Here is a 22033-nt window from a genome sequence, read left to right on the forward strand (position 1 = left end):
CAATCGCACATCCCGTGCCCGCACGGATGAGCCGCGTGCGCCGATGTGCACCGCAGCAAGTCCGGTCAGGAATTACAAACCCGGAAACAAACCCGGGAAAAATCCGCCCCCCGTTGTAGGACGGCTCCCGCTTTCGCACGCGGGGTGCGCTGCATAAGCTGAAATGACTCCACCGCCTCAGATCCAGTCCCATGGCCAAGTCCGCTGCAGCCTCCGCCTCAACAGACGCCCCGCTGGGCAAGTACCAGCGCAAGCGCGACTTCGCGGCCACGCCGGAACCGAGCGGCAAACAGGCCCCTCGGACCGCGAAGGCCAGCAAGGGCAAGGCCGCCGCCGGCAACGGCGCCCACGCGTTCGTCATCCAGAAGCACGCGGCGCGCAGGCTGCACTACGACTTCCGGCTGGAACTGGACGGCACGCTCAAGAGCTGGGCCGTGCCGAAGGGGCCCAGCTACGATCCGGCAGACAAGCGCATGGCCGTGCACGTGGAAGACCATCCGCTCGATTACGCCGATTTCGAGGGGGTCATCCCCGCCGGCCACTACGGTGCGGGAACGGTGATCGTCTGGGATCGCGGCGAATGGATTCCCGATACGGACCCGGAGGCCGGCTATCGTGACGGCAAGCTCAAGTTCGAACTGCGCGGTGAAAAGCTGCAGGGCCACTGGACGCTGGTGCGCATGGGCGGCAAGAAGGCGCGCGACGACAACGCCTGGCTGCTGATCAAGGAGCGCGACGAGTACGCGCGGCCCGCGTCGGAGTTCGATGTGGTGGAGGCCATGCCCGACAGCGTGCTGGCCGGCACGGCCAAGGCGCCGACGAAAAAGGCCGCTCGCGGGAAGGACAAGCCCGCCTCGAACAAGACGTCGAAGACGGGCAGCCAAGGCGGCAAGGCCGAGAGCAAGATGCCCGCGCTGCCAGCCGGCGCCAAAAAGGCCGCCCTGCCCCTGGCACTGGCGCCGCAGCTGGCCACGCTGGTCGACAAGCCGCCCGCCGACCCCAGCCAATGGCAATACGAGATCAAGTTCGACGGCTACCGCATCGTGGCGCGCATCGACGGCGCCGATGTACGGCTGTTCACGCGCAATGGCAACGACTGGACCTCGAAGCTGCGCGCGCTCGCGGCCGAGATCGCCGCACTGGGCTGGCCCGACGGCTGGCTCGACGGCGAAATCGTCGTGGTGGACAAGGACGGTATCACCGACTTCCAGGCGCTGCAGAATGCCTTCGAAACTGCGCATGCCGAATCGATCCAGTTCTACGTGTTCGACCTGCCCTGGTTTGCCGGGCATGATCTGCGCGCGGTGCCGCTGGCCGAGCGACGGGCCCTGCTCCGCGAGCTGCTGGCCAGTCACACGCCGGGCCGTGTGCGCTTCAGCGACAACTTCGAAGGCGCGCCGGCCGACATGCTCGATGCAGCGTGCCGCATGAAACTCGAAGGCATCATCGGCAAGCGCGTGGATGCGCCCTACGTAAGTTCGCGCGCGCCCTCATGGATCAAGCTCAAGTGCCAGAACCGGCAGGAATTCGTGATCGGCGGCTACACCGACCCCAAGGGCAGCCGCAGCGGGCTGGGATCGCTGCTGCTGGGCGTGCATGATGCCGACGGCAAACTGCGCTATGTCGGCAATGTCGGCACCGGCTTCGACACGGCCATGCTCGATGCGCTGCGCAAGCAGCTCGAACCGCTGCGCACCGACGACACGCCGTTCGACCCGCTGCCGCGCGGCATCAAGGGCCATTGGATCAAGCCCCGGCTGGTGGCCGAGGTGACCTTCGGCGCCTGGACCCGCGAAGGCCGCATCCGCCATTCCGTGTTCCACGCCCTGCGCACCGACAAGCCGGCGGCCTCGGTCACGCTGGAGGTGCCCGCCAAGGCGGACGCGCCGGGCCGCACGCCCTCGGGAAAGACCGCCATGAAAGTCGCCACGAAGACTGCCGCCAAGGCCGCCGTCAGCGCCGCCACCAAGACCACCACGAGTGCGCCCTCCCGAAAGGGAACCAAGGCCGCCATCGGCAATGTCGTGGTCAGCCATGCCGACCGCGTGATCGACAAATCCACCGGACTGACCAAGGGCGACCTGGTCGGCTACTACGCCCAGGCCTCCGATCTGATGCTGCCGTTCCTGCGCGGGCGCCCGCTGGCGCTGGTTCGCGCGCCCTCCGGCATCGACGGCGAGCAGTTCTTCCAGCGCCATGGCGACACGCTGCACCTGAAGGGCGTCAACGCCCTGGACCCCGAACTCTGGCCCGGCCATCCGCCCCTGCTGGAGATCACCTCGGCCGCCGCCATCGTCGAAGCGGCGCAGCTGAACGTCGTGGAATTCCACACCTGGAATGCCAGGGCACGCAACATCGACAAGCCCGACCAGATCGTCTTCGACATCGACCCGGGCGAAGGCGTCAGCTGGCGCGAGATCCAGGAGGCGGCCAGCCTGGTCAAGGCGCTGCTCGACGCACTGTCGCTGCAGAGCTTCCTGAAAACCAGCGGCGGCAAGGGGCTGCATGTGGTGGTGCCGCTGGCCGCGCGCGCGGGCTGGGATGCCGTGCGCGACTTCGCGCAGGACGCGGTGACGCACATGGCACGGACGATCCCCGAACGCTTCGTATCAAAGAGCGGTCCGCGCAACCGGGTTGGCAAGATTTTCATCGATTACCTGCGCAACGGTGTCGGCGCTACCACGGCGGCCGCCTTCTCGGCGCGGGCGCGTCCCGGCCTCGGCGTGTCGATTCCAGTCAGCTGGGATGAACTGGATGACCTGACGGGCGCCGCGCAATGGACGATCGCCAACGTGGCGAGCCGCCTGGACGAACTGGCGCGCCACGACCCCTGGGCTGGCCACGACAAGGTTCGCCAGACGCTGACCCAGGCCCGCAGGCAGCTCGACGCCGCCTGAAGCGCGGCACACGCATCCCCCACGCCACAACGCCCCTCCCCTGTCGGCGTCCGTCTGTCAGCCATCGCGCCATGCGCGGCACGGTTCTTGCCACACTGCACCCAGAAGCTGGGCCCGTCGCCGCCCCGGTTGGACTGGAAACGATGAAACAAGACCCCGATCCCTGGTACTCGAGCGAATTCTGGCAGCGCGCCCTGATCGGCGTGCTGATGCTCGCACTGGCTTATCTGCTGGCTTCCCCGGCGGACGCACGCGCCGCAGGTATGCGGCTGCACGTCTACGCGCCGGGCGGCTGACATCTGCCGGCCGCGCAACGCATAAATGTCATAAATACAATCGATATGGGCGGAATGAAGGTAAAAACTACAATTCAGGATAGGTCTGCGCCACCTCGGGACGCCGGCCGGGGCCGCGCTGTGCCGGTGCGGACCCTGTGCCCACCCGTCTTTGCCAATATCAAAGCCAAAGCGGCGTTGTCTGCCGCCCGTCAGCCATGAATGCCACGCCTGCCCACCACCCGACGCGTCGACCGCTCGTCCTCAATGTCGAGGGCCGCGAGGGGCCGCGCTACGTCAAGAGCCGTATCCTGAACCGTGCGGACTTCGCCGTGCTGGAGGCATCCGACGGCCAGGCCGCGCTGTCACTGGTTCGCCAGCACGCGCCAGACCTGGTGCTGCTGGCGGGCCCGCTTTCCGACATCGACGGCCTGGACGTATGCCGCCTGATCAAGAGCGATCCGCAGACGGCCCGGACCATGGTGCTGCTGACCTCGCCCGGCGTGACGGACTCGCATCGCCGCGTGCAGGCGCTGGACGGGGGCGCGGACAGCTTTCTGGTGGAGCCGGTGGAGCCCGAGGAACTGGTGTCGAACATCAACGCGCTGCTGCGCATGCGCGGCGCCGAGGACGCCTACCGGCGCACCTCGCAGGCGCTGCACGAGAACGAAGACCTGTTCCGCCAACTGGCCGAGGCCTTCGCCGATGTGGTCTGGATCATCGATCCCGCGGCCAACCGCTTCCTGTTCATGAGCCCGTCCTTCGAGGCCTTGTGGGGCCGCCCGGCCGATTCGGTCAAGCATGATCCCACCTGCTGGCTGAAGTGGGTGACATCCGACGATCGCGCGCGCCTGGAAGCCGAATGGCAGAGCATGCTGCGCGACGGCCGCCTCGATTCGGAATTCCAGCTCGAACGCCCGAACGGCGAAATCCGCGAAGTGCATATGCGGGCGTTCCCGGTACGCGGCGCCGACGGGCGATGCCTGCGCGTCGCCGGTATCTGCCAGGACGTTACGCGCCACAATCGCGCCGAGCGCACCCTGCATAACGAAGAGCGCCGCAAGGACGAATTCCTGGCCATGCTGGCGCACGAACTGCGCAATCCGCTGGCGCCGATGCGCAGCGCCGTAGACCTGCTTCAGCAGTTTTCGCCAAGCCGCGAAGACATGTTCCGGGCGCGCGACATCATCAGCCGCCAGTTGCATCATCTCACCCGCCTGGTGGACGAACTGCTCGATGTGTCGCGCTTCAACCAGGGCAAGATCACCCTGCGCCGCGACCTGGTGGAACTGCGCGGCGCCCTGAACACGGCGGTGGAAACCGTGCGTCCGCTGCTGGAATCGCGCCGCCACACGCTGCGCCTGGCGCTGCCGGAGCAACCGCTGCCGGTGCGGGGCGATATGGTGCGGCTCACGCAGATCTTTGCCAACCTGCTGCACAACGCGGCCAAGTTCACGCCAGAAGGCGGCCAGATCGCCGTCGAGGCCACTGCCTCCGATGGCAAGGTCGTGGTGCGCGTGCGCGACAACGGCAACGGCCTGTCGACAGATATGCAGCGGCAACTCTTCGACCCGCTGGCGCCTGCAGCGGGCGGCGGCGACGCGGACGCACACGGCGCCGCCGAACACGATGACCGGCCGGCTACCGAACGCGAGGCGCCGCAAACCGCTCAGCCATCGCGGCAGGCCCAGGCCGAAGACCCGCAGGCGGGCATCACGGACCCCGATGCCTTTGCCGCGCGCGAAGGCGCCGGCATCGGCCTGACGCTGGTCCAGAAGCTGGTGACCCTGCACGGCGGACGCATCAGCGCCGAAAGCCCGGGCCGGAACCTTGGCAGTACCTTCATCGTCGAACTGCCAGTGGAGCCCTGGCAGACCTGGCATCCGACAAGCGGCAAGACCCGCGTGGCCTCCACGGCCGCGCACACGATCATGCTCGTGGATGACAACATCGACGCCCTCGAGGCCATGACGATGACACTGGAGACGCTGGGCCACACCGTGGTGACCGCGCCCGATGGCCAGAGCGCCATCGCGTGCGCCGCCAGCGTGCGACCGGACGTCGTCCTGCTGGATCTGGGCATGCCGACCATGGACGGCTTCGAAACCGCCCGGCGGCTGCGCGAGATTCCCGAACTGCGCAATGCCCGGCTGGTGGCGTTGACCGGATTCGGCCAGCCCGACGACCGGCGCCGTACCCGCGCCGCCGGCTTCGACATGCATCTGGTGAAGCCAGCGGATCTCAACGCACTGACGCGCCTGCTCGAGGAACTCGATGCCTGAGTGGCAAGCGCCCGCACAAGGAACGCAATGCATATCACACCCGAACCGGATATCACGCCACCGAAGCCAGAAACGCCGCCGCCGGAGCCGCCTGACACGACGCCGGAACCGGTCAACGATCCGCCTCCCGGCGACCTGCCCCCACCACCGCCGCATCGCGCGGGCCTGGCAGCCCCGTGCGGCCTGGTCGGCTGACCGGCCATGTCGCGCGCAATCTGGAAAGGCGCCATCAGCTTCGGGCTGGTGAACATCCCCATATCGGTCAAGCCTGCGTCACGCACGCAGTCGCTCGATCTCGACTTGCTGGACAAGCGCGACATGGCGCCGGTGGGCTATCAGCGCATCAACAAGCACACCGGCAAGCCGGTGGAGCGCGACGATATCGTCAAGGGATACGAGTACGAAAAGGACGAGTACGTCGTCCTGACTGACGAGGACTTCCGGCAGGCCAACGTCGAAGCCACCCAGACGGTGGATATCGTCAGCTTCGTCGATGCCGCCGCGATTCCGCCCTATTTCTTCGACACCCCCTACTACCTGGAGCCGGACAAGCGTGGCGAACGCGGCTATGCACTGCTGCACGAAACCATGCGCAAGACCGGACGCGCCGCCCTGGCGCTGGTGGTGCTGCGTAACCGCCAGCATCTGGCGGCGTTGCTGGTCGCCGGCAAGGCGCTGGTACTCAACACGATGCGCTTCGCGGACGAAGTGGTGCCAGTGGCCGACCTGAACCTGCCCGGCGGCAAGAAGCACGCCGCCAGCGCCCGCGAAGTGCAGATGGCCACCAGGCTCGTGGAAGACATGAGCGAGGACTTCCACCCCGAGCAGTACCACGACACCTATCGCGAGGACTTGCTGGCCCGCATTCACGCCCGGGTCAAGGCCGGCAAGACGCATCTGCTGACGCCTGCCGCCGACGAGACCACCGCGCCCGCCCGCAAGGGTGCCAAGGTGATCGACATGATGGCGCTACTCAAGCAGAGCCTGGGACAACGGGACAAGCGCGGCGCAGCCGCTGGCGAGACGTCAGCCAACGATGGCGAGCCCGCGGAAGCGGCCCCCGCAGCGCGCAAGAAAACCGTCAGACGCGGTACGGCGGGCACCCGCAAACCGGGCACCACCGGGCGGCCAGCAGGCACGAAGGCCTCGTCGATGCCGTCTGCCACCGCGCCTGCCACCGCCAAGCGCAATGCCAGGAGCGCCGCGAGCACCGCAAAGAAAGCCCCCGCGCGCAAAGCGACCGCGAAGAAAACTGTCAAGGCCCCCGCCCGCACCACCGCCCGCAAGGCCGCCTGATCCCGGGCGTCCGTGCAGCAGGTCGCCCCCCTCGATACACCCCTGCCCGACGCACACGAAAAAGAGCCGCGACACGTGGGAGAGTCGCGGCTCAGCGCAGTGGCGACCTGGGTCGCCGCGCATCATCAACCGTTACTACCAATCTCGGACGGCAACACCTTCCTGCCTCAGCGTGACGACACCTTCAGGTTGTCCTTCACGGAGTCCACGCCTTCCACCGACTTCACCGTGTCCACGGCCATCTGCTTCTGTTCGGCGCTCGGCACCGAACCGGTCAGGTCCACCACCCGATCCTTGGTCTTCACGTGGATGCCGGTGGACTTCAGATCCTTGGTCGCCAGCAGCTTGGTCTTGATCTTGGTTGTGAGGGCCCCGTCCGTCACGGCCTGCTTGGCATTGTCCGCGCCAGCATCCGTCCTGGAATCAGTGGTGGCCCCGGTCGTGCGGTCACCGTCGGTACGGCCGGCCGTGCCAGACGCATTGTTGGCAGGGGCGGGGTGCATTGCCGATCCGCTGGTCGTGCTCTTATCGGCAATCTTCATGAAGCCGCCATTGTCGACTGCGTGGGCACCGCCCGCGGCAGCCAGCGCGGCAATCGTCAGGGCAATGCGAAGCTTGGGTACGATTTTCATGTGCGCTCTCCTTGTTGCGTTGGAATCGCAGATGGATGATTGCCGGAACCTTGGGCGGCCGCCTGGCGCTTGTACGGCTGTACGGCTTGCACGGTCACCGGCACCTTGCCCATGACTCTGCAAATAGCGTTCCAAATCCCCTACAAGGACGACACGTGGTGTGCCGAGGTCCGTACGGCAGGCCGCTGCCGGAGAGCAGGCGCCCACGTCGGCAGGCAGGCTCGCAGGCCCTGCGACCGTTCCCGCGTGAAAAGCATGCATGCGTTGTAAATCGCGGCAAAGCGCATGTCTCGCATGGGTTACCTGCGTGCCTGCCAGATGCCATACCCCCGACTTTGGCATTTGGCACGCGGATTGCTGCTCTGTCCAATGCGGCAGCCCGCCGCGACTTGGACTTGGAGACAGCAATGGGACAGCAGCAAGGTAGCCAATCCGGACAGCAAGGTGGCCAATCCCAATCGGGACAAAGGCAGCAGGAGCAGCAAGGCGGCCAGCGCGGCAACCAGCAGCAAGGTAGCCAGGATCAGCAACGCCAGCAAGGTGGTGGTCAGATGGGCAACCAGGACAAGAGCTCGGGCCAGCACCAGCAGCAAAGCGGCACAGGCAGCCAGCAGGGATCGCAGCAAGGCTCCCAGCAGCAGAAGGACCGTCAGCAGTAATCCTGCCGACTTCCTCTCCTTTCCGGGCCCCGCAGTGACATCTCCACGGTTGTCACACCACGTCTGAAGTCAGGACGCGGCCTCATGGAAGCGGGACCCCGCGCCGGAACATCCGCCATGGATGTTCCGGCGTCTTTCGTTTCTGGTTGGGCAGGCGTATCTTGCTTATTTGCTCGGGCTTGCAACCCCCTGCTCAGCCTAGCCGGCCCGACACCACCGCCAACGCCTGCCGCCACACTTCACGCTGCTGTTCGAGATAGTCGATGGCCTGCCGGCCGGTCAGGCTCAGCGGCTCGGCGCCGTCCTGCGCCAGGCGCTGCCGCAGCGATGGCTCGCGCAGTAGCCGGGCCAGTCGCGCGGACAACGCGATGCGGCGTACCTCTGGCACGCCAGGGGACGCCAGCACGCCATACCAGGCGTCTTGCTGCATGCCCGCAATGCCCGCTTCGGCAAATGTCGGCACCGCCGGTGCCAGCGGACTACGCGCCCTGCCCGTCACCGCCAGGGCACGCACGCGGCCTTGCCGCATCAATGGCAACGCGGCCTGCAAGGTACTGACGAGCACTGCCACGTGCCCGCCCTGCAAGTCCACCAGCGCACGCGCGCTGCCGGGATACGGAACATGGGCCATGAAGACGCCGGCCTGCCGGCACATCAGTTCACCCACCAGATGGGCGCTGGAATGCATGCCAAGCGAGGCATAGGCGATGTCGCCGGGACGTTCCCGGGCATCGTCGAGCAGGCGTTGCAGCGTGGCGCGAGCCTGCTCCGGCTGCGAGCGCGTGCCGTCGCCCGCCATCAGCAGCACGTGGGGCGTGCTGGCAACGATCGCCAGCGGATGCAGCTGGCGCGCCGGCGCCTCGGGGCTGCTGGCCAGCAGCGGCCCGATGCTGACCGAGCCGACCGTGCCCAGCAGCAGCGTCTGGCGGTCGGCGCCCGCGCGTGCGGCTTCATGCATTGCAATCTGGCCAGAGGCACCCGGTCGATTGTCGACGACCGTGGGCTCGCCGTCGGCGCCAAGACCGTCCGCCACGATGCGCGCGACATGGTCCGCGCCGCCACCGGCGGCATAGCCCACCAATAGATGCAGTGGCGTAACGTGAGACGGAAACGGGGCAGCGGCGGCAGGCCGCCACGGACGCGCGAACGGCATGGCCAGCAATGCCGCAGTGACGCGCCGGCGAGCACGAACTGACATGAAGGCGGCGGCATGTGTCGGGAAAACTGCGGCATCGTAGCACCGCGCGCCAACGTCTGCCGCCCGGACAAACCCGCCGGACGATATCAACGTGTCCAGGCGCCCGTCATCTCATTGCTGCGGGGCGCGACAGGCCGCCCCGTTGCCGTTGGCGGCGGGGTCCATGCCGAAGACCGCCTGCGCGCCGCACTGCGAACCGAACATGCGGGCCTGGTCATGCCCCACGCCCACCACCTCGAACGATTGGTGCGCGCTGGCCTGCCCCGGCGTGGCCAACACCTGCTCATAGCGCCAGTAAGCGCGTGCCCGCTGCAGGCGCGTGGGACCTTCGGCTTCGGCGCCGCAAGCCTTGTCCAGAACCCGATGGTTGGGATCGTTGTCTTCGCTGCCCACCATGTAGGTGACCTGGCGCTGCATGTAGCGCCGATAGAGCGTCATGCCATCGGCGCCGCGCGCGTAAGCCACCATGTCGCGCATGCCATAGCGGTACTTGTCGTAATCGGCACAGGTACTGGTGTTGTATGGCGCGAAGCGGCGGTAATCCGGCGCCACCGGACGGTCCGGCGTGAAGTACAGATAGGACGACGGATTCGCCACCACGTAGCGCAGGTCGATGCCGGACGCCCGCACCTTCTCGTCCACGTTGTTCAGCACGGCGTACCGATGCACGATCTGCGCCCCGCCCGAATGGCCGGCCACGGTGACCTTGCGCACCATCGGCAGGCGCTGCCTGTCGGTGACGTAGGCCAGCAGATCGTCGATCACCTGCAGCGAACTGACGCCTGCGCCGGGGCCGGACACCGCGTCTTCGCCGCCGATCCAGCCCTGCACGGTCCACACCGGCATGTTGTCGAAATGCTTGGCGGCGTCGGGCGTGCCCGGGAAATTGGGCGCCACCAGCAGCACCTCGTCGGGGTTCCGGCCGCTGGCCTTCAACAAGGCCGCGCCCGCGTCGTAGTAGTCGTCGCCATTGCGCTGCAAGCCATGCTGCACGAATACCACTTCACGGATACCGCGCAGGTCGCCGTTCAGCGCGTGATTGGCATAGACCGGAAAGTCATACCCAGCCCCGTTGCCCAGGTGCACGCGCTGCCACTGCGGCTTGACTGCCGGTGCGCCGGCGGCGCGGGGTGTGGCAGCCATGGCAGCCGTTGTGCCGGTCTGGCCGGCACAACCGGCCAGCACCGAGACCACCGCTACCACGGCGGTGACGGCCAAATATTGCGTAATGCGGCGCATGAAGCTGTCTCCTTTGATGTTCTGGCCGCCCGCGCGCATCGGGCGAAACGCCAATACTACGGCCACGCCGGCCGCACGTAAAATATATGCCTCCCAAGACTTCCATATTTTATGAATATAGATCCATGGAGCTGAGACATCTGCGTTACTTCCTGGCCGTGGCGGAAACCCGGTCCGTCACGCGCGCCGCCGAACAGCTTGGCATTCAGCAACCTCCGCTTTCGCAGCAACTCAAGGCGCTGGAAGCCGAACTTGGCGTGACCTTGTTCGAACGGCTGCCGCGCGGCGTGGCGCTCACGCCTGCCGGCACGGCGCTGCATGCCGATGCGGTGGACCTGTTCGCCCGGATCGAGCAGATGCGCGCACGCATGCAGCGCATGGCGCGGGGCGACGAAGGGGCGCTGGCCATCGGCTTCACCAGTTCCGCGGCCGCCCACAAGCTCACGCCCGAGGTACTGCGTGCCTGCCGCCGGCACTTTCCGCGCGTGGCGCTGTCCCTGACCGAATGCAACGCCGCGGAAGCCATCGAACGGCTGGCCGACGGCACGCTGAACGCCGCCCTGCTGCGCGCACCGGTATCGCATCCCGAAGGCGTGCGCTTCGACCTGCTGCTGGAAGAGGAGATGGCGATTGCGTTGCCGCTCGATCACGCCCTGCTGCGGCGCCGGGCGTTGCGCGGCCAGAACGCTGGGGCGCCTGTGTCGCTGAGCGAGCTGGCATCCGACCCGTTCATCCTGGTACGGCGACCGGGCGCGCCGGGCATGTACGGCGACCTGCTGCGCGAATGCGAGGCGCTTGGCTTCACGCCACGCATCGGCGCCGAAGTCGAACGGATGCTGACCAACCTGAATCTCGTGGCGGCCGGTGCCGGCGTGAGTGTGGTACCGGCATCCATGGCCGGCCTGAACCGTCACGGCGTGGCCTACTGCCGGATGGTCGAGGCCGACCGGCTGCGCGCACCGCTGACGCTCGGCTACCGCGAGGGCCAGGATGACGCTGCGCTGACGGCACTGGTGGCGCTGACCCACCGCATCGCCACACGCCACCGCAAGACCGCGCAGGAAGAAGCATAGCTGCCAGCCGGGATCGCCCCAACGCTCCCGCGAGCACGGGGGCGATCCCCTGGCAGCGCGGCGCGCGTCAGTGCAGCAACCCGACCTCGAAGCGCCCGGCGGCCGTGCCGATCAGCAGGCCGCTGTTGTACAGGTAGGACGCGACCACCCCACCCGTTGCACCGATCACGCCCGGCACCGGACTGTTGTAGGCCAGCGTGCCAGACGCTCCGTTACGCGCGATGCGCGTGCCGTTCAGGTCGGCATTGACCTGCTCGCCTGTGGTGGCCATCACGCGATAGGCGCCATCGGCGGCGCCGGCCGCCAGCCCTGCCGTCGATTGCTGCGCGTAGATGTTCATGCCGTACGCCGTGGCCGAACGCGTCAGGACCACCGGTACCGGCACCCCATTGACCATGCCGCTGATCAGCGACCCGCTCAGCGCGCCATCTCCCGCCGCGATGGTGCCGCCCACGAAGTAATCGAACGCGTTGCGGGCAGCGTTCCATACGATGTAGCCCTTGGTCGTGTTCGTACACGCGGCGTCATAGACGATATAGCCGCCGCTGGCCGTGGCCGCGCACGTCTGCCAGGTGGCCGCCGACGACCGCAACCGCGCCGAGCCGTTGCGCACTGTGACCGATCCGTCGGCGACGGCGGTCTGGATGCCGTTGACGTTGTAGATATCGGCCACCGCCTTGTAGTCGGCAGAAACGTTCTGGAACGCCACCAGCGGCAGGAACCCGCCCCCCGATACCGGCTTGACGCCGCCCGCCAGCACACCGCCGCCGGTCAACGAGAACTGCGCACCGTTTTCATCGCTGGCGTACGTGCAGCCACCCAGCGAGACGAGCTGTCCGTTCAGCACGGTGCTGGCCGCACGCTGGGCGCTGGCATCGATGGTCACGGTGTACTTGAGCGTGGCGGGGTCGATGCGGACCGACAGTTCCTCGCCATTGGTGTTGCCGCCCTTCCAGGTGGTGGCCACCGACGGCAGGTTCAGGCAGGACTGCACGATGCCCGAAGCCCCTTCGCACGTGTAGTTGACGGCGGCGTCCGCGCTGCCGGTGCCCTTGTACCTGGGCCACGACGGGTACTGGCACAGCGGCCGGGTGCGGCCGTAGGTGCCCGCGTTGGTGTCCATCACTTCACGGGTACCCGGCGCCACGCCCATCTCGACCCAGTTCTCGAGTGCGGTCAGCGAATTCCACGCCGGCAGGAAGCTGCCCGTACCGTGGCCCATGCCGGGCACGGTATAGAAACGGATGCCCTGGTCCACCGCCGCTTGCCCTACCTGCGAAATGACGGCCTTGTACCACGCGATGGTGGAATTGGGGCTGATGACTTCGTCGGCCAGACCGTGCAGCATGATCAGGCGGCCACCCCTGGACAGGAAGGCGGACAGGTCGGGGTTCGTGGCGTCGGTCAGCGCGGACACCGCCTGCACGCGCGACGTCCAGGTACCTGGACTGGCCGGATCGAAAGTCAGCGCATCGAACGTGGCATTGCGGGTGACGAAGTACTTCACCCACTGGTCGCCGGTCACGTACATGTTGGCGTCCGCCGTGGTGGCCGGATTGCCCGGCACCGCGCGCGTTCCAAGGTCACGCGTGGTGAATGGCCCCGCCACCAGCGCGCCTTCCATGAGGTTGTAGCCGCCGGCAACCGTCACGCCATTGGCCAGCGGATAGCCGAGCTGCAGCGGCTGCTCGATGGTCTTGACCGTAGCGATCTGCGCATCGGACAGGCACGTGTCGCCGGTATCGGCGCCACCCGCGCAACGCAGGCTGGCCAGCACCTGCATGGCGCCCACGCGGCAGCCCTCCACGTTACTGACTACCTTGTCGGCCACGCCGTCGAGCGTGTCGCACGCGTCCATGGCCGCCTTCTGCACCATCAGCGTCTTGTTGATATTGAGCCAGCCTGCACCGCCATTGAGGTACAGCGCGCGCCCCACCGCCACGTTCGACAGCCGCGTGCCCGTGTAGTTGAGCGCGGGCTCGTTGGCGATCACGCCGGCGTAGTCCGCCGGCCATCGCTGGATATAGCGCAGTGCATCGCGGCCGCCCGTCGAGGTGCCGAGGAAATACGCACGCACCGGCGCCTTGCCATAGCGTTGCGTGATCAGCGCGATCGCCACATCGTGCGTTTTCTTGAGCGTGTCGCCGCCATAGTTGGCCAGTTGCTCGTCATTGGTGGCAAAGCGGCCATCGGTGATGCTGGAACTCTGGTGACCCGAGTCGTCGCCCCACGTGGCGTAGCCGCGCGACAGCGGTGCGGGGTCGCCGGGCAAGGCAAAGCGCACGGTCTCGGTGCCGTCGATCAGCGTGCCGTCAAAGCCGCCACCGCCGAACTGGATGCCCTTGCCATTCCACTGCGTGGGCAGATTGACGGCGAAGCGGATGCTGGACGCCGACGCATCGACCGGGGCAATCGCGCCGCGCACCTGGCAGTACTCCCCCAACGAGTTGCCGGGGGCATCGGCCGCGATCAGCGTGGCCTTGCTGACGGTGGCGCCGCCCGAAGCCAGGGCCAGGCTCGATGCCGGCAGGCTCGCGCCATTGAGCGCGTTGCAGGCCTCCAGCGCACTGAGGGCCGGGACGGCCGGTGCCGGTCCCGCATCACCGCCGGCCCCGGTGTTGCCCGTGTTGCCTGGGGTGGCCGTGGCGGGCGCATCCTCGCCGCCACCGCAGGCGGACACCAGCAGTGCCATGGAAAATGCGGCGGCCAGCCGCCACGCGGGGTGGCTGCCCATGTATCCGGTTGTCATCGTTCGTCTCCTCCAGTCCAGCCGGTACTTGTGCCGGCATGCTGGAGCGAGACGGTATCACCGGGGTGATGCCACGTAAAATATATGCCAACCTATCCATTCATATTTATGGCATATGGATACGTGCCTTCAGCGTGGCAATCCGACATAGTTTTCCGCCAGTGACCGGCATGCCGCCTCAGAGCTGACCAGATACTCAAGCTCGGCCTGCTGGATGCGGTGCGCAAAGTCGTCGGCGTCCGGAAAGCGGTGCAGCAGCGATGTCATCCACCACGAGAACCGCTCGGCCTTCCACACCCGGCCCAGGCACTTCGCGGAATAGCGGTCCAGTTCGTGCGAATCATCGTGCAGGTAGTGGGCGATAAAGCCGTCAGCCAGGTAGAGCACGTCGCTGGCGGCCAGGTTCAAGCCCTTGGCACCGGTCGGCGGCACGATATGCGCGGCGTCACCGGCGAGGAACAACCGTCCGTAACGCATCGGCTCGCACACAAAGCTGCGCAGTGGCGCAATGCTCTTTTCGATGCTCGGGCCTGTGACCAGCGATTCCGCCGCCTGCGGGTCCAGCCGGCTGCGCAGTTCATCCCAGAAACGCGCATCGGACCAGTCCTGCGGCTTTTCGGTCGACGGCACCTGCACGTAGTACCGGCTGCGCGTCTTCGAGCGCATGCTGCACAGCGCAAATCCGCGTTCGTGACTGGCGTAGATCAGTTCGTCGGCCACGGGCGGCGTGTCCGAAAGGATGCCCAGCCAGCCAAACGGATACACCCGTTCGAAGATCCGCTTCGATGGCGCGGGCACGCTGGCGCGGCTGACGCCGTGGAACCCGTCGCAGCCAGCGATGAAGTCGCAGACCACCTCGTGCTCGACGCCATCCTTGCGATACGACACGCGGGGGCGACCGCCATCGAAATCGTGCAGTGCAACGTCCTGGGCCTCGTAGACGGTCGGCACGCCGGCCGCCTGGCGCGCCGCCATCAGATCGCGCGTGACCTCCGTCTGGCCGTACACGGTTACGTCGCGGCCGATCAGCGCGTGGAAGTCGATCCGGTGCCGGGCGCCACCGAACGACAGTTCGATGCCGTGGTGCACCAATCCTTCCTCGCGCAGGCGCCCATCGACGCCCGCGCGCCGCAGCGCCTCCACGGTCACGCATTCGAGAATGCCCGCGCGAATGCGGCCCAGCACGTACTCGGGGCTGCGCTGCTCGATAACGATATTGTCGATGCCGGCCACGGTCAGCAACTGGCCGAGCAGCAGGCCGGCAGGGCCGGCGCCGACGATGGCGACGCGGGTGGAACGGGAATGCGGCGAGCCATTGGGGGCCATGGCGTGTCTCCTGATTTGGAATGTGGTTATTGGGCTCAACGATAGAGCCTCGCGCGCCTGGCCGGAATGGACAGATCGAACCAAGAACGTGAAAATTCGAACATTCCCGGAAGCATGCAGCGCGCCCCCATGAGAACCGTCCCCACCTATTCGCTCTACGGCGTCAATTCCGCCGAGCCGTTGCTGGACCAGCTCCATTTCGAATCGATCGCGTCGCGCAGCCAGCTCTACGCGTGGGAGATCAAACCCCACCGGCACGAGCGATTCCTTCAAATTCTGTACATCCACAGCGGCAGCGGCGAGGCGCTGCTCGACGGCCGGCGCGAGCGCCTGGCCAGCGGATCACTGATCTGCGTGCCGCCCCACCATGTGCATGGATTCGTGTTCTCGCCGGACGTGGACGGCATCATCGTGACGATGACCGACAGCTACCTGCGCACGCTGCTGGCCGGCGTGCCGGGCACGCTGCCGCTGTTCGAGCATCCGCGCCACGAGCGCGTGGCGCGCAAGCATCCGCTGGCCAGTGCGCTGGCGATGTTCAGGATGGAGATGGCCTCGGTGGCCCCTTGGCGCGGCGCCGCGCTGTCGGCGCTGCTCACGCTGGTGCTGGTGGGCATCGCACGCATTGCGGAGGCATCGGCGCCTGCCGCCACGCGTGCCAGCAGCCGGCCCGCGCGCCATTTCCAGCAGTTCCAGCAGCTGCTGGAAACCGACTATCGCGAGCAGAAGGAGATGGCGTACTACGCCGACACGATCGGCATCACGCCGACCCAGCTCAACCGCATCTGCCGCCAGCTGGCCGGACAGAGCGCGCTGCAGCTGATTCACGCCCGCGTGCTGGCGGAAGCCCAGCGCGACCTGCTGTTCAGCGATCTCGATATCAAGCAGATCGCCATGACGCTGGGATTTTCGGATGCGGGCTACTTCTCGCGCTTCTTTGCGCGGCTGGCGGGCCAGACGCCCACCGCGTTCCGCGAATCGGGGCGTGCGCGCCTCCCCGCATTCGCCACGCGGGAAAGCTGAGCCCCGATGCGGCTGCGGCGCGCGTCACGCGCGCGGCTTGTCAACGTCCGCGAAGATTTCCTCGGCCATATGGAAGGCCGAATTGGCGGCCGGCACGCCGCAGTAGATGGCGGTCTGCAGCAATACCTCCTTGATCTCGTCGCGCGTCACACCGTTGTTGGCCGCCGCGCGCAGATGCAGCTTCAGCTCCTCCGAACGGTTCAGCGCCACCATCATCGCGATGGTCACCAGGCTACGCGTATGGCGCGGCAGGCCTTCGCGCGTCCAGATCTCGCCCCACGCATAGCGCGTGATCAGGTTCTGGAACTCCTCGTTCAGCGGCGTCAGCTTCTGCAGCGAACGGTCCACGTGGGCGCTGCCCAGCACCGCGCGGCGCACCGACAGACCCGCCTCGTAGCGCGCGTGGTCATCGGTTACGGGCAAGCGGCCATGGATGAAGTCCAGCAGCGCCGCCGTGAATCGCCCGGGCTGCTCGCGGTTGGAAAGATGCGCGGCCGGCAGCTCGACATAGCGTGCGCCGGGGATGGCATCGGCCAGCGCCCTGCCCTCGGCGGCGGTGGTCGATGGATCGTCGCTGCCGGCAATCACCAGCACCGGCACCGCGATCGTCTTCACGGCCTCGCGCAGGTCGGCATCGCGCAGCGCGGTGCAGCCCAGCGCGTAGCCGCGCGGGTCCAGTCCCTGCAGCACCGCGCGCAGATCGTCCAGCGCGCCGCCCGCGGTACTGCGGAAACTCTCGGTGAACCAGCGGCCCAGCGAGGCATCGACCAGCGGCGCCATGCCGTCGCGCAACACCCCGTCGATGCGCGCGCGCCACGCATCCGCCGTGCCGATCTTCGGCGCCGTATTTGCGACGATGACCTTCGAGAACCGCCCGGGCGCATTCACGGCCAGCCATTGACCAATCAGGCCACCGATCGACAGGCCGCAGAACACGGCCTGGTCCACCTGCAGTGCGTCCAGGATCGCCAGGACGTCGCGCCCCAGCACGTCGACCGTTGCCTCGGACGCATCGGTCGATGACCTGCCGTGTCCGCGCATGTCGTGGCGCACCACGCGGAAGCGGCCGGCCAGCGCATCGGCCTGCGGCTTCCACATGGTGTGGTCGGTACCCATCGAGTTCGAGAAGATGATGACGGGCGCGGTGTCGGGGCCGTCTACGGTATAGAACAGCCGGGCACCGGCGTGATCGAGGTAAGGCAAGGTCGTCTCCAGTCAGGCGTGGTTGCGGTGCGCCCGCGCGTGCCGCCAGGCTTGCACGGCGGCATCGGCGAAGCTTGTGGATTGGCCCGCGTACTGCGCGGGGTCGCTGAGCCTGTCGAGCGTGGCGTCGTCGAGCAGGCCTCGGTGCGATGGATCGTCGGCCAGCGTGCGCGCCAGCGCGTCGCGCAGCGTCGTACCGTCGGCCACGGCGCGACGCGACGCCCGCTCCACCAGATGATGGGCGGGCAGCCGGCCGATGCGCCGGCCGAGTTCGAGCATGGCGGCTTCGCCAAGGATCAGGCCATGCGTGATATCCAGGTTCTGGCGCATGCGGGCAGCGTCAACCTGCAGGCCGGCCACCACGTCGGTCATCTGGCGCAACGCGCCGGCTGCCAGCGTGACGATCTGCGGCAACGTGTCCCACTCGGCCTGCCAGCCGCCCAGCGCGCGCTCGTGCTCCTGCGTCATGCCGGCCAGCATCGTGGCGACCAGGGGCGGCACCCGCACGGCAGCGGTCAGCACCGCCGCGCAGCCCACGGGGTTGCGCTTGTGCGGCATCGTGCTGGAGCCGCCCCGGCCCGGCCCCGATGGTTCCGCCACCTCGGCCACTTCGGTCTGCATCAGCAGCGAGATATCGCGCGCCATCTTTCCCAGCGTGCCGGTCAGCATGCCAAGCGTGGTGGCCACTTCGACCATGCGGTCGCGGTGCGCATGCCACGGCAGCGCGGGAAGATCGAGTTGCAGCCCCTGCGCAAGCTGCGCAGCCACGGCCGGCGCATCGTTGCCCAGGCTGGCCAGCGTGCCGGCCGCACCGCCGAACTGCAACGCCCGCCCGTGCGTGCGCGCCAGGTCGAGTCGGGCCAGATCGCGGCGCAAGGCATCGAGCCAGCCGGCGGCCTTCAGGCCAAACGTGGTGGGCAGCGCGTGCTGCAGCCAGGTGCGCGCCACCATCGGCGTGGCGCGATGGGCGACGGCCTGCGCCGCACAGGCATCGCCAAGCGCCAGCAGGCCGGCGTCGATGTCCTGCAAGGCGTCGGCAAGCTGCAGCACCAATGCCGTATCGATGATGTCCTGGCTCGTGGCGCCCCAGTGCACGTAGCGGCCTGCTTCGGCATCGCGCTGCGTCACGGCGGCGGTCAGCTGCTTGACAAACGGAATCGCCAGGTTGCCAGCCGAGGCGGCGGCCTGCGCAAGCGCGTCGAAGTCGATGACCTGGGCCGGGTCGCCGGCACAGACCTGTTCGATGATCTGGGCGGCCGCTTCGGGAATGACGCCGCAGCGCGCCTCGGCGCGCGCCAGCGCGGCTTCCACATCGAGCATGCGGCGCACCGTGCCGGCGTCGGAAAAGATATCGAGCACGGCGGGGCTGCCGAACATCGGATCGGTCAGACGGGAAAACGTTGGCATGGTCGGTGGGGGGCGAACCGTTTGAGTTGCCGGCAAGGAATGCGCCGATTGTGATGCAAAACGCGGCACCGGTGTGAGCCGGCGCCGCGTTCATGCAAGGCGGGCAACGATGGCGACGTATCAGATATCGAAGAACACCGTTTCGCCCGGACCCTGCAGCACGACGTCCCAGCGGTAGCGGTTCTGGCCTTCGGCCCTGGCGATCAGCGTGTCGCGCCGGTCGGCGGGCACCAGCGACAGCACCGCATCGGCGCCGTGCGCGGCCGTGTCCTCGGGAAAGTACATGCGTGTGGCCACATGCTTGACCAGTCCCCGCGTGAAGACCGACACCATGATGTGCGGGGCCTGCGGACGCCCATCGCCATCGGGCACGGTGCCGGGCCTGACCGTGGTGAAGCGGAACGATCCATCGGCCTCGGTGGGCACACGGCCAAAGCCGGTGAAGCCCGGCACCAGCGGCAGTTCGCGGGGATCTTCGGGATGACGGTAGCGGCCGGCAGGGTTGGCCTGCCAGATCTCGACCATGCCGTCGGGCACGGGTTCGCCGCGACCATCGACCACGCGGCCTTCGATCACGATGCGTTGCGCGGCCAGGTCGGGCGCGTCGGCGGTCAGGTCGGCGCAGTTCAGGCCGGTCAGGCCGATATGCAGGTACGGACCTACGGTCTGGGATGCGGTGGCGTACAACATGGCCTTACTCCATCGGCGTGGCATCGCGGCCACGCAGCACGATATCGAAACGGTAGCCGAGCGCGTACTCGGGTGCCGTGGTTTCCCAGTCGAACGTGGCGATCAGGCGATTGCGCGCCTTCTCGTCGGGCACGCACTGGAAGATCGGGTCGTACGCCAGCAGCGGATCGCCCGGGAAATACATCTGCGTGACCAGCCGCGTGGCGTAGGCGTTGCCAAACAGCGAAAAATGGATGTGCTGCGGCCGCCAGGCGTTGTGGTGGTTACGCCAGGGGTAGGCGCCCGGCTTGATCGTCTTGAACTGGTACTGGCCGTTGGCGTCGGTGATGGTGCGGCCTTCGCCGGAAAAGTGCGGGTCCAGCGGCGCGTCGTGCTGGTCGCGCTTGTGCGTGTAGCGGCCCGCGGCGTTGGCTTGCCAGACCTCGATCAGCGCGTTGGGCACCGGGCGCCCGTTCTCGTCCAGCACGCGGCCCGTCACCAGCATGCGCTCGCCAATCGGCTCGCCGCCGTTGCCGACCGTCAGGTCGTTGTCGCCCTCGCGGACGAACTCGGGACCGAACGTCGGCCCCGTGACTTCGGACAGCGACTGCGGCAGCGCGATCAGCGGCTGGGCCGGCGAGCGCAGCTGCGTCGAGGCATAGGGGTCGAAACGGTATTCGGGCTGGGTGTTCCAGTACGGCCGGCGGTACTGGGCGGGGCGATCGGAGCGGTGGGGCATCGCGCTGTCTCCGTTGTTGGTGTGAATCGACGGGGTGGACTGTATGCAACGCCAGAAGTCATGTAAATTGAGATTTGGCGTAATTACGATGAATTTTTATTATGCAACTCCGGTCCCCGCCACATCCGGCCGTCGACGCCTTTCGCAGCCGCATCCGGCTGCGGCATCTGCACTGCTTCGTGGCCGTGGCCCAGGCGCAGCATCTGGGGCGCGCCGGCGAGCAGTTGGGCCTGACGCAGCCGGCGGTGTCGAAGACGCTGACCGAACTCGAGGAACTGGTCGGCGCCCGGCTGCTGGTGCGCCAGCGGGCCGGCACCAACCTGACCGCGGCCGGCATGCGCTTCCTGCGCCATGCGCTGCGGATCATCGAGGACATCGACGCCGCCGCCGACAGCCTCGCGGCCACCGACGCCACGCGCCACGAGCGCATCCGTGTGGGCGCCCTGCCCAGCATCGTGCCCGCGCTGCTGCTCGATGCCGTAACCGCCTTCCGCACCACGCATCCCGAGGTGGCGCTGGCCGTGCAGAGCGGCATGAACCGCACGCTGATCGACCTGCTCAAGGCCGACGTGCTCGACGTCGTGATCGGCCGCATGGACGACCCGGCTGCCATGGAAGGGCTGTGGTTCGAATCGATGGCGGCAGAGCCGCTGGTGCTGGCCGTGCGTGCCGGACACCCGCTGGCGGCCCAGCCCCGCCCGAGCCTGCGCGACGTGGTGGCGTGGCCGATGGTGGTGCCGGCCGTCGGCTCCATCCCGCGCCACAGCACCGAAAGCCTGCTGGCCCGCCACGGCTTTGCGCTGCCGGAAGGCTGCCTGGAAACCGCCGACGCCTACCTGGGCCGCCTGCTCACGCAGCAGGGCGACAGCGTATGGGCCGCGCCGTTGTCCGCCACGCGCCGGGCGGTGGCGGCCGGCGAAATGGTGCTGCTGCCGGTCGATACGCAAGGCACCGAGGAACCGATCGGCCTGCTACGCCGAAGCGACCGCACGCTGGGCCCGGTGGCCGAGGCGTTTGCGGAAACCATCCGGCGCATCGCGGCCCAGCCCGGGTGAGCCGATCCTGGCCGCCATTGAGCCGCCAGCCTGATCGCTGCGCGGCACTTTTGCCGTTCGTCCCGCCGCGCCCAAAAAAATCTTGCGACCCCTTCCCTCCCGCCGCCAGCCCTTTGGCCGCGCGGGCCAGCGCGCTTCGGCCCCGGTCGGCCGCCACCCCGCTTGCGGGTTAACGCCGATATTTCGCCTGGAAAAACGCTGCGTATGATCCGTTCCTATCGAGAACATGAGTTCGCCTTTAGAACAAAAAAGGCGAATCGCGAACAAAAACGCCCGACTGACCGCCAGATCGGGCCTGAAACGATCCGAAG

The 22033-nt window shown here is 67.5% G+C and carries 17 protein-coding genes; 8 read left to right on the forward strand and 9 right to left on the reverse strand.

Annotated elements, in window-relative coordinates; all coding sequences use genetic code 11:
* Window positions 1-191 precede the first annotated feature (191 nt).
* The 4 genes from ligD to ku all read left to right on the forward strand — a co-directional run bounded on the left by ligD (window position 192) and on the right by ku (window position 6750).
* Window positions 192-2897: a DNA ligase D gene (ligD, locus tag D9X30_RS15605; RefSeq protein WP_153949407.1), complete on the forward strand. Its 2706-nt coding sequence runs from the start codon at window positions 192-194 to the stop codon at window positions 2895-2897.
* 143 nt (window positions 2898-3040) lie between these two features.
* Window positions 3041-3193, forward strand: coding sequence for a hypothetical protein (locus D9X30_RS15610; RefSeq protein WP_153949406.1), 153 nt, complete (start codon window positions 3041-3043; stop codon window positions 3191-3193).
* A 197-nt stretch (window positions 3194-3390) separates the two neighbouring features.
* On the forward strand, window positions 3391-5454 hold the full coding sequence (locus D9X30_RS15615; RefSeq protein ID WP_153949405.1) for a hybrid sensor histidine kinase/response regulator: 2064 nt from the start codon (window positions 3391-3393) through the stop codon (window positions 5452-5454).
* 201 nt (window positions 5455-5655) lie between these two features.
* Complete coding sequence (gene ku / locus D9X30_RS15620; RefSeq protein WP_153949404.1) at window positions 5656-6750, forward strand: non-homologous end joining protein Ku; 1095 nt, start codon at window positions 5656-5658, stop codon at window positions 6748-6750.
* A 167-nt stretch (window positions 6751-6917) separates the two neighbouring features.
* Here ku and D9X30_RS15625 read toward each other — a convergent pair whose 3' ends face one another.
* Window positions 6918-7382 carry a BON domain-containing protein gene (locus tag D9X30_RS15625; protein WP_153949403.1) on the reverse strand — a complete coding sequence of 155 codons (465 nt, stop codon included), beginning with the start codon at window positions 7380-7382 and terminating at the stop codon, window positions 6918-6920.
* Window positions 7383-7789: 407 nt separating this feature from the next.
* Here D9X30_RS15625 and D9X30_RS15630 point away from each other — a divergent pair, with 407 nt between their 5' ends.
* Window positions 7790-8041 (forward strand): hypothetical protein, encoded by a 252-nt coding sequence (locus tag D9X30_RS15630; RefSeq protein WP_153949402.1) that lies wholly within the window; start codon window positions 7790-7792, stop codon window positions 8039-8041.
* A gap of 193 nt (window positions 8042-8234) precedes the next feature.
* On the opposite strand, the gene D9X30_RS15635 is transcribed toward D9X30_RS15630, so the two are convergent.
* On the reverse strand, window positions 8235-9239 hold the full coding sequence (locus D9X30_RS15635) for a tripartite tricarboxylate transporter substrate binding protein (RefSeq protein WP_153949401.1): 1005 nt from the start codon (window positions 9237-9239) through the stop codon (window positions 8235-8237).
* 111 nt (window positions 9240-9350) lie between these two features.
* On the reverse strand, window positions 9351-10478 hold the full coding sequence (locus D9X30_RS15640; protein WP_153949400.1) for an alpha/beta fold hydrolase: 1128 nt from the start codon (window positions 10476-10478) through the stop codon (window positions 9351-9353).
* A gap of 125 nt (window positions 10479-10603) precedes the next feature.
* On the opposite strand from D9X30_RS15640, the gene D9X30_RS15645 reads away from it, so the two are divergent.
* Window positions 10604-11551, forward strand: a complete 948-nt coding sequence (locus tag D9X30_RS15645) for a LysR family transcriptional regulator (protein WP_153949399.1) — start codon at window positions 10604-10606, stop codon at window positions 11549-11551.
* Window positions 11552-11618: 67 nt separating this feature from the next.
* Here the strand turns inward: D9X30_RS15645 and D9X30_RS15650 are convergent, their stop codons facing one another.
* Together D9X30_RS15650 and pobA are read right to left on the reverse strand one after the other, a co-directional pair.
* Complete coding sequence (locus tag D9X30_RS15650) at window positions 11619-14300, reverse strand: tannase/feruloyl esterase family alpha/beta hydrolase (protein WP_228771038.1); 2682 nt, start codon at window positions 14298-14300, stop codon at window positions 11619-11621.
* Between the two features lie 129 nt (window positions 14301-14429).
* Window positions 14430-15626 carry a 4-hydroxybenzoate 3-monooxygenase gene (gene pobA, locus D9X30_RS15655; RefSeq protein ID WP_153949398.1) on the reverse strand — a complete coding sequence of 399 codons (1197 nt, stop codon included), beginning with the start codon at window positions 15624-15626 and terminating at the stop codon, window positions 14430-14432.
* Window positions 15627-15755: 129 nt separating this feature from the next.
* On the opposite strand from pobA, the gene D9X30_RS15660 reads away from it, so the two are divergent.
* A complete protein-coding gene (locus D9X30_RS15660) occupies window positions 15756-16649 on the forward strand; it encodes a helix-turn-helix domain-containing protein (RefSeq protein ID WP_153949397.1) in 894 nt (297 codons plus the stop codon).
* 24 nt (window positions 16650-16673) lie between these two features.
* On the opposite strand, the gene pcaDC is transcribed toward D9X30_RS15660, so the two are convergent.
* The 4 genes from pcaDC to pcaH form a co-directional block, all read right to left on the reverse strand.
* Entirely contained in the window at window positions 16674-17852 is a 1179-nt protein-coding gene (pcaDC, locus tag D9X30_RS15665; protein WP_153949396.1) for a bifunctional 3-oxoadipate enol-lactonase/4-carboxymuconolactone decarboxylase PcaDC, read from the reverse strand.
* A gap of 12 nt (window positions 17853-17864) precedes the next feature.
* Complete coding sequence (locus D9X30_RS15670) at window positions 17865-19259, reverse strand: 3-carboxy-cis,cis-muconate cycloisomerase (protein WP_153949395.1); 1395 nt, start codon at window positions 19257-19259, stop codon at window positions 17865-17867.
* A gap of 120 nt (window positions 19260-19379) precedes the next feature.
* Window positions 19380-19949 (reverse strand): protocatechuate 3,4-dioxygenase subunit alpha, encoded by a 570-nt coding sequence (pcaG, locus tag D9X30_RS15675; RefSeq protein WP_153949394.1) that lies wholly within the window; start codon window positions 19947-19949, stop codon window positions 19380-19382.
* Between the two features lie 4 nt (window positions 19950-19953).
* Complete coding sequence (gene pcaH, locus D9X30_RS15680) at window positions 19954-20667, reverse strand: protocatechuate 3,4-dioxygenase subunit beta (protein ID WP_153949393.1); 714 nt, start codon at window positions 20665-20667, stop codon at window positions 19954-19956.
* Between the two features lie 101 nt (window positions 20668-20768).
* On the opposite strand from pcaH, the gene D9X30_RS15685 reads away from it, so the two are divergent.
* A complete protein-coding gene (locus D9X30_RS15685; protein WP_153949392.1) occupies window positions 20769-21722 on the forward strand; it encodes a LysR substrate-binding domain-containing protein in 954 nt (317 codons plus the stop codon).
* Window positions 21723-22033 lie beyond the last annotated feature (311 nt).

The organism is Cupriavidus sp. U2, assembly GCF_009663685.2.
Lineage (GTDB): Bacteria > Pseudomonadota > Gammaproteobacteria > Burkholderiales > Burkholderiaceae > Cupriavidus > Cupriavidus necator_C.

Bases quoted from the DNA above. Each gene is read 5' to 3' on its own strand.
- ligD (WP_153949407.1), top strand. From the start codon at position 192: ATGGCCAAGTCCGCTGCAGCCTCCGCCTCAACAGACGCCCCGCTGGGC.
- D9X30_RS15610 (WP_153949406.1), top strand. From the start codon at position 3,041: ATGAAACAAGACCCCGATCCCTGGTACTCGAGCGAATTCTGGCAGCGC.
- D9X30_RS15615 (WP_153949405.1), top strand. From the start codon at position 3,391: ATGAATGCCACGCCTGCCCACCACCCGACGCGTCGACCGCTCGTCCTC.
- ku (WP_153949404.1), top strand. From the start codon at position 5,656: ATGTCGCGCGCAATCTGGAAAGGCGCCATCAGCTTCGGGCTGGTGAAC.
- D9X30_RS15625 (WP_153949403.1), bottom strand. From the start codon at position 7,382: ATGAAAATCGTACCCAAGCTTCGCATTGCCCTGACGATTGCCGCGCTG.
- D9X30_RS15630 (WP_153949402.1), top strand. From the start codon at position 7,790: ATGGGACAGCAGCAAGGTAGCCAATCCGGACAGCAAGGTGGCCAATCC.
- D9X30_RS15635 (WP_153949401.1), bottom strand. From the start codon at position 9,239: ATGTCAGTTCGTGCTCGCCGGCGCGTCACTGCGGCATTGCTGGCCATG.
- D9X30_RS15640 (WP_153949400.1), bottom strand. From the start codon at position 10,478: ATGCGCCGCATTACGCAATATTTGGCCGTCACCGCCGTGGTAGCGGTG.
- D9X30_RS15645 (WP_153949399.1), top strand. From the start codon at position 10,604: ATGGAGCTGAGACATCTGCGTTACTTCCTGGCCGTGGCGGAAACCCGG.
- D9X30_RS15650 (WP_228771038.1), bottom strand. From the start codon at position 14,300: ATGACAACCGGATACATGGGCAGCCACCCCGCGTGGCGGCTGGCCGCC.
- pobA (WP_153949398.1), bottom strand. From the start codon at position 15,626: ATGGCCCCCAATGGCTCGCCGCATTCCCGTTCCACCCGCGTCGCCATC.
- D9X30_RS15660 (WP_153949397.1), top strand. From the start codon at position 15,756: ATGAGAACCGTCCCCACCTATTCGCTCTACGGCGTCAATTCCGCCGAG.
- D9X30_RS15670 (WP_153949395.1), bottom strand. From the start codon at position 19,259: ATGCCAACGTTTTCCCGTCTGACCGATCCGATGTTCGGCAGCCCCGCC.
- pcaG (WP_153949394.1), bottom strand. From the start codon at position 19,949: ATGTTGTACGCCACCGCATCCCAGACCGTAGGTCCGTACCTGCATATC.
- pcaH (WP_153949393.1), bottom strand. From the start codon at position 20,667: ATGCCCCACCGCTCCGATCGCCCCGCCCAGTACCGCCGGCCGTACTGG.
- D9X30_RS15685 (WP_153949392.1), top strand. From the start codon at position 20,769: ATGCAACTCCGGTCCCCGCCACATCCGGCCGTCGACGCCTTTCGCAGC.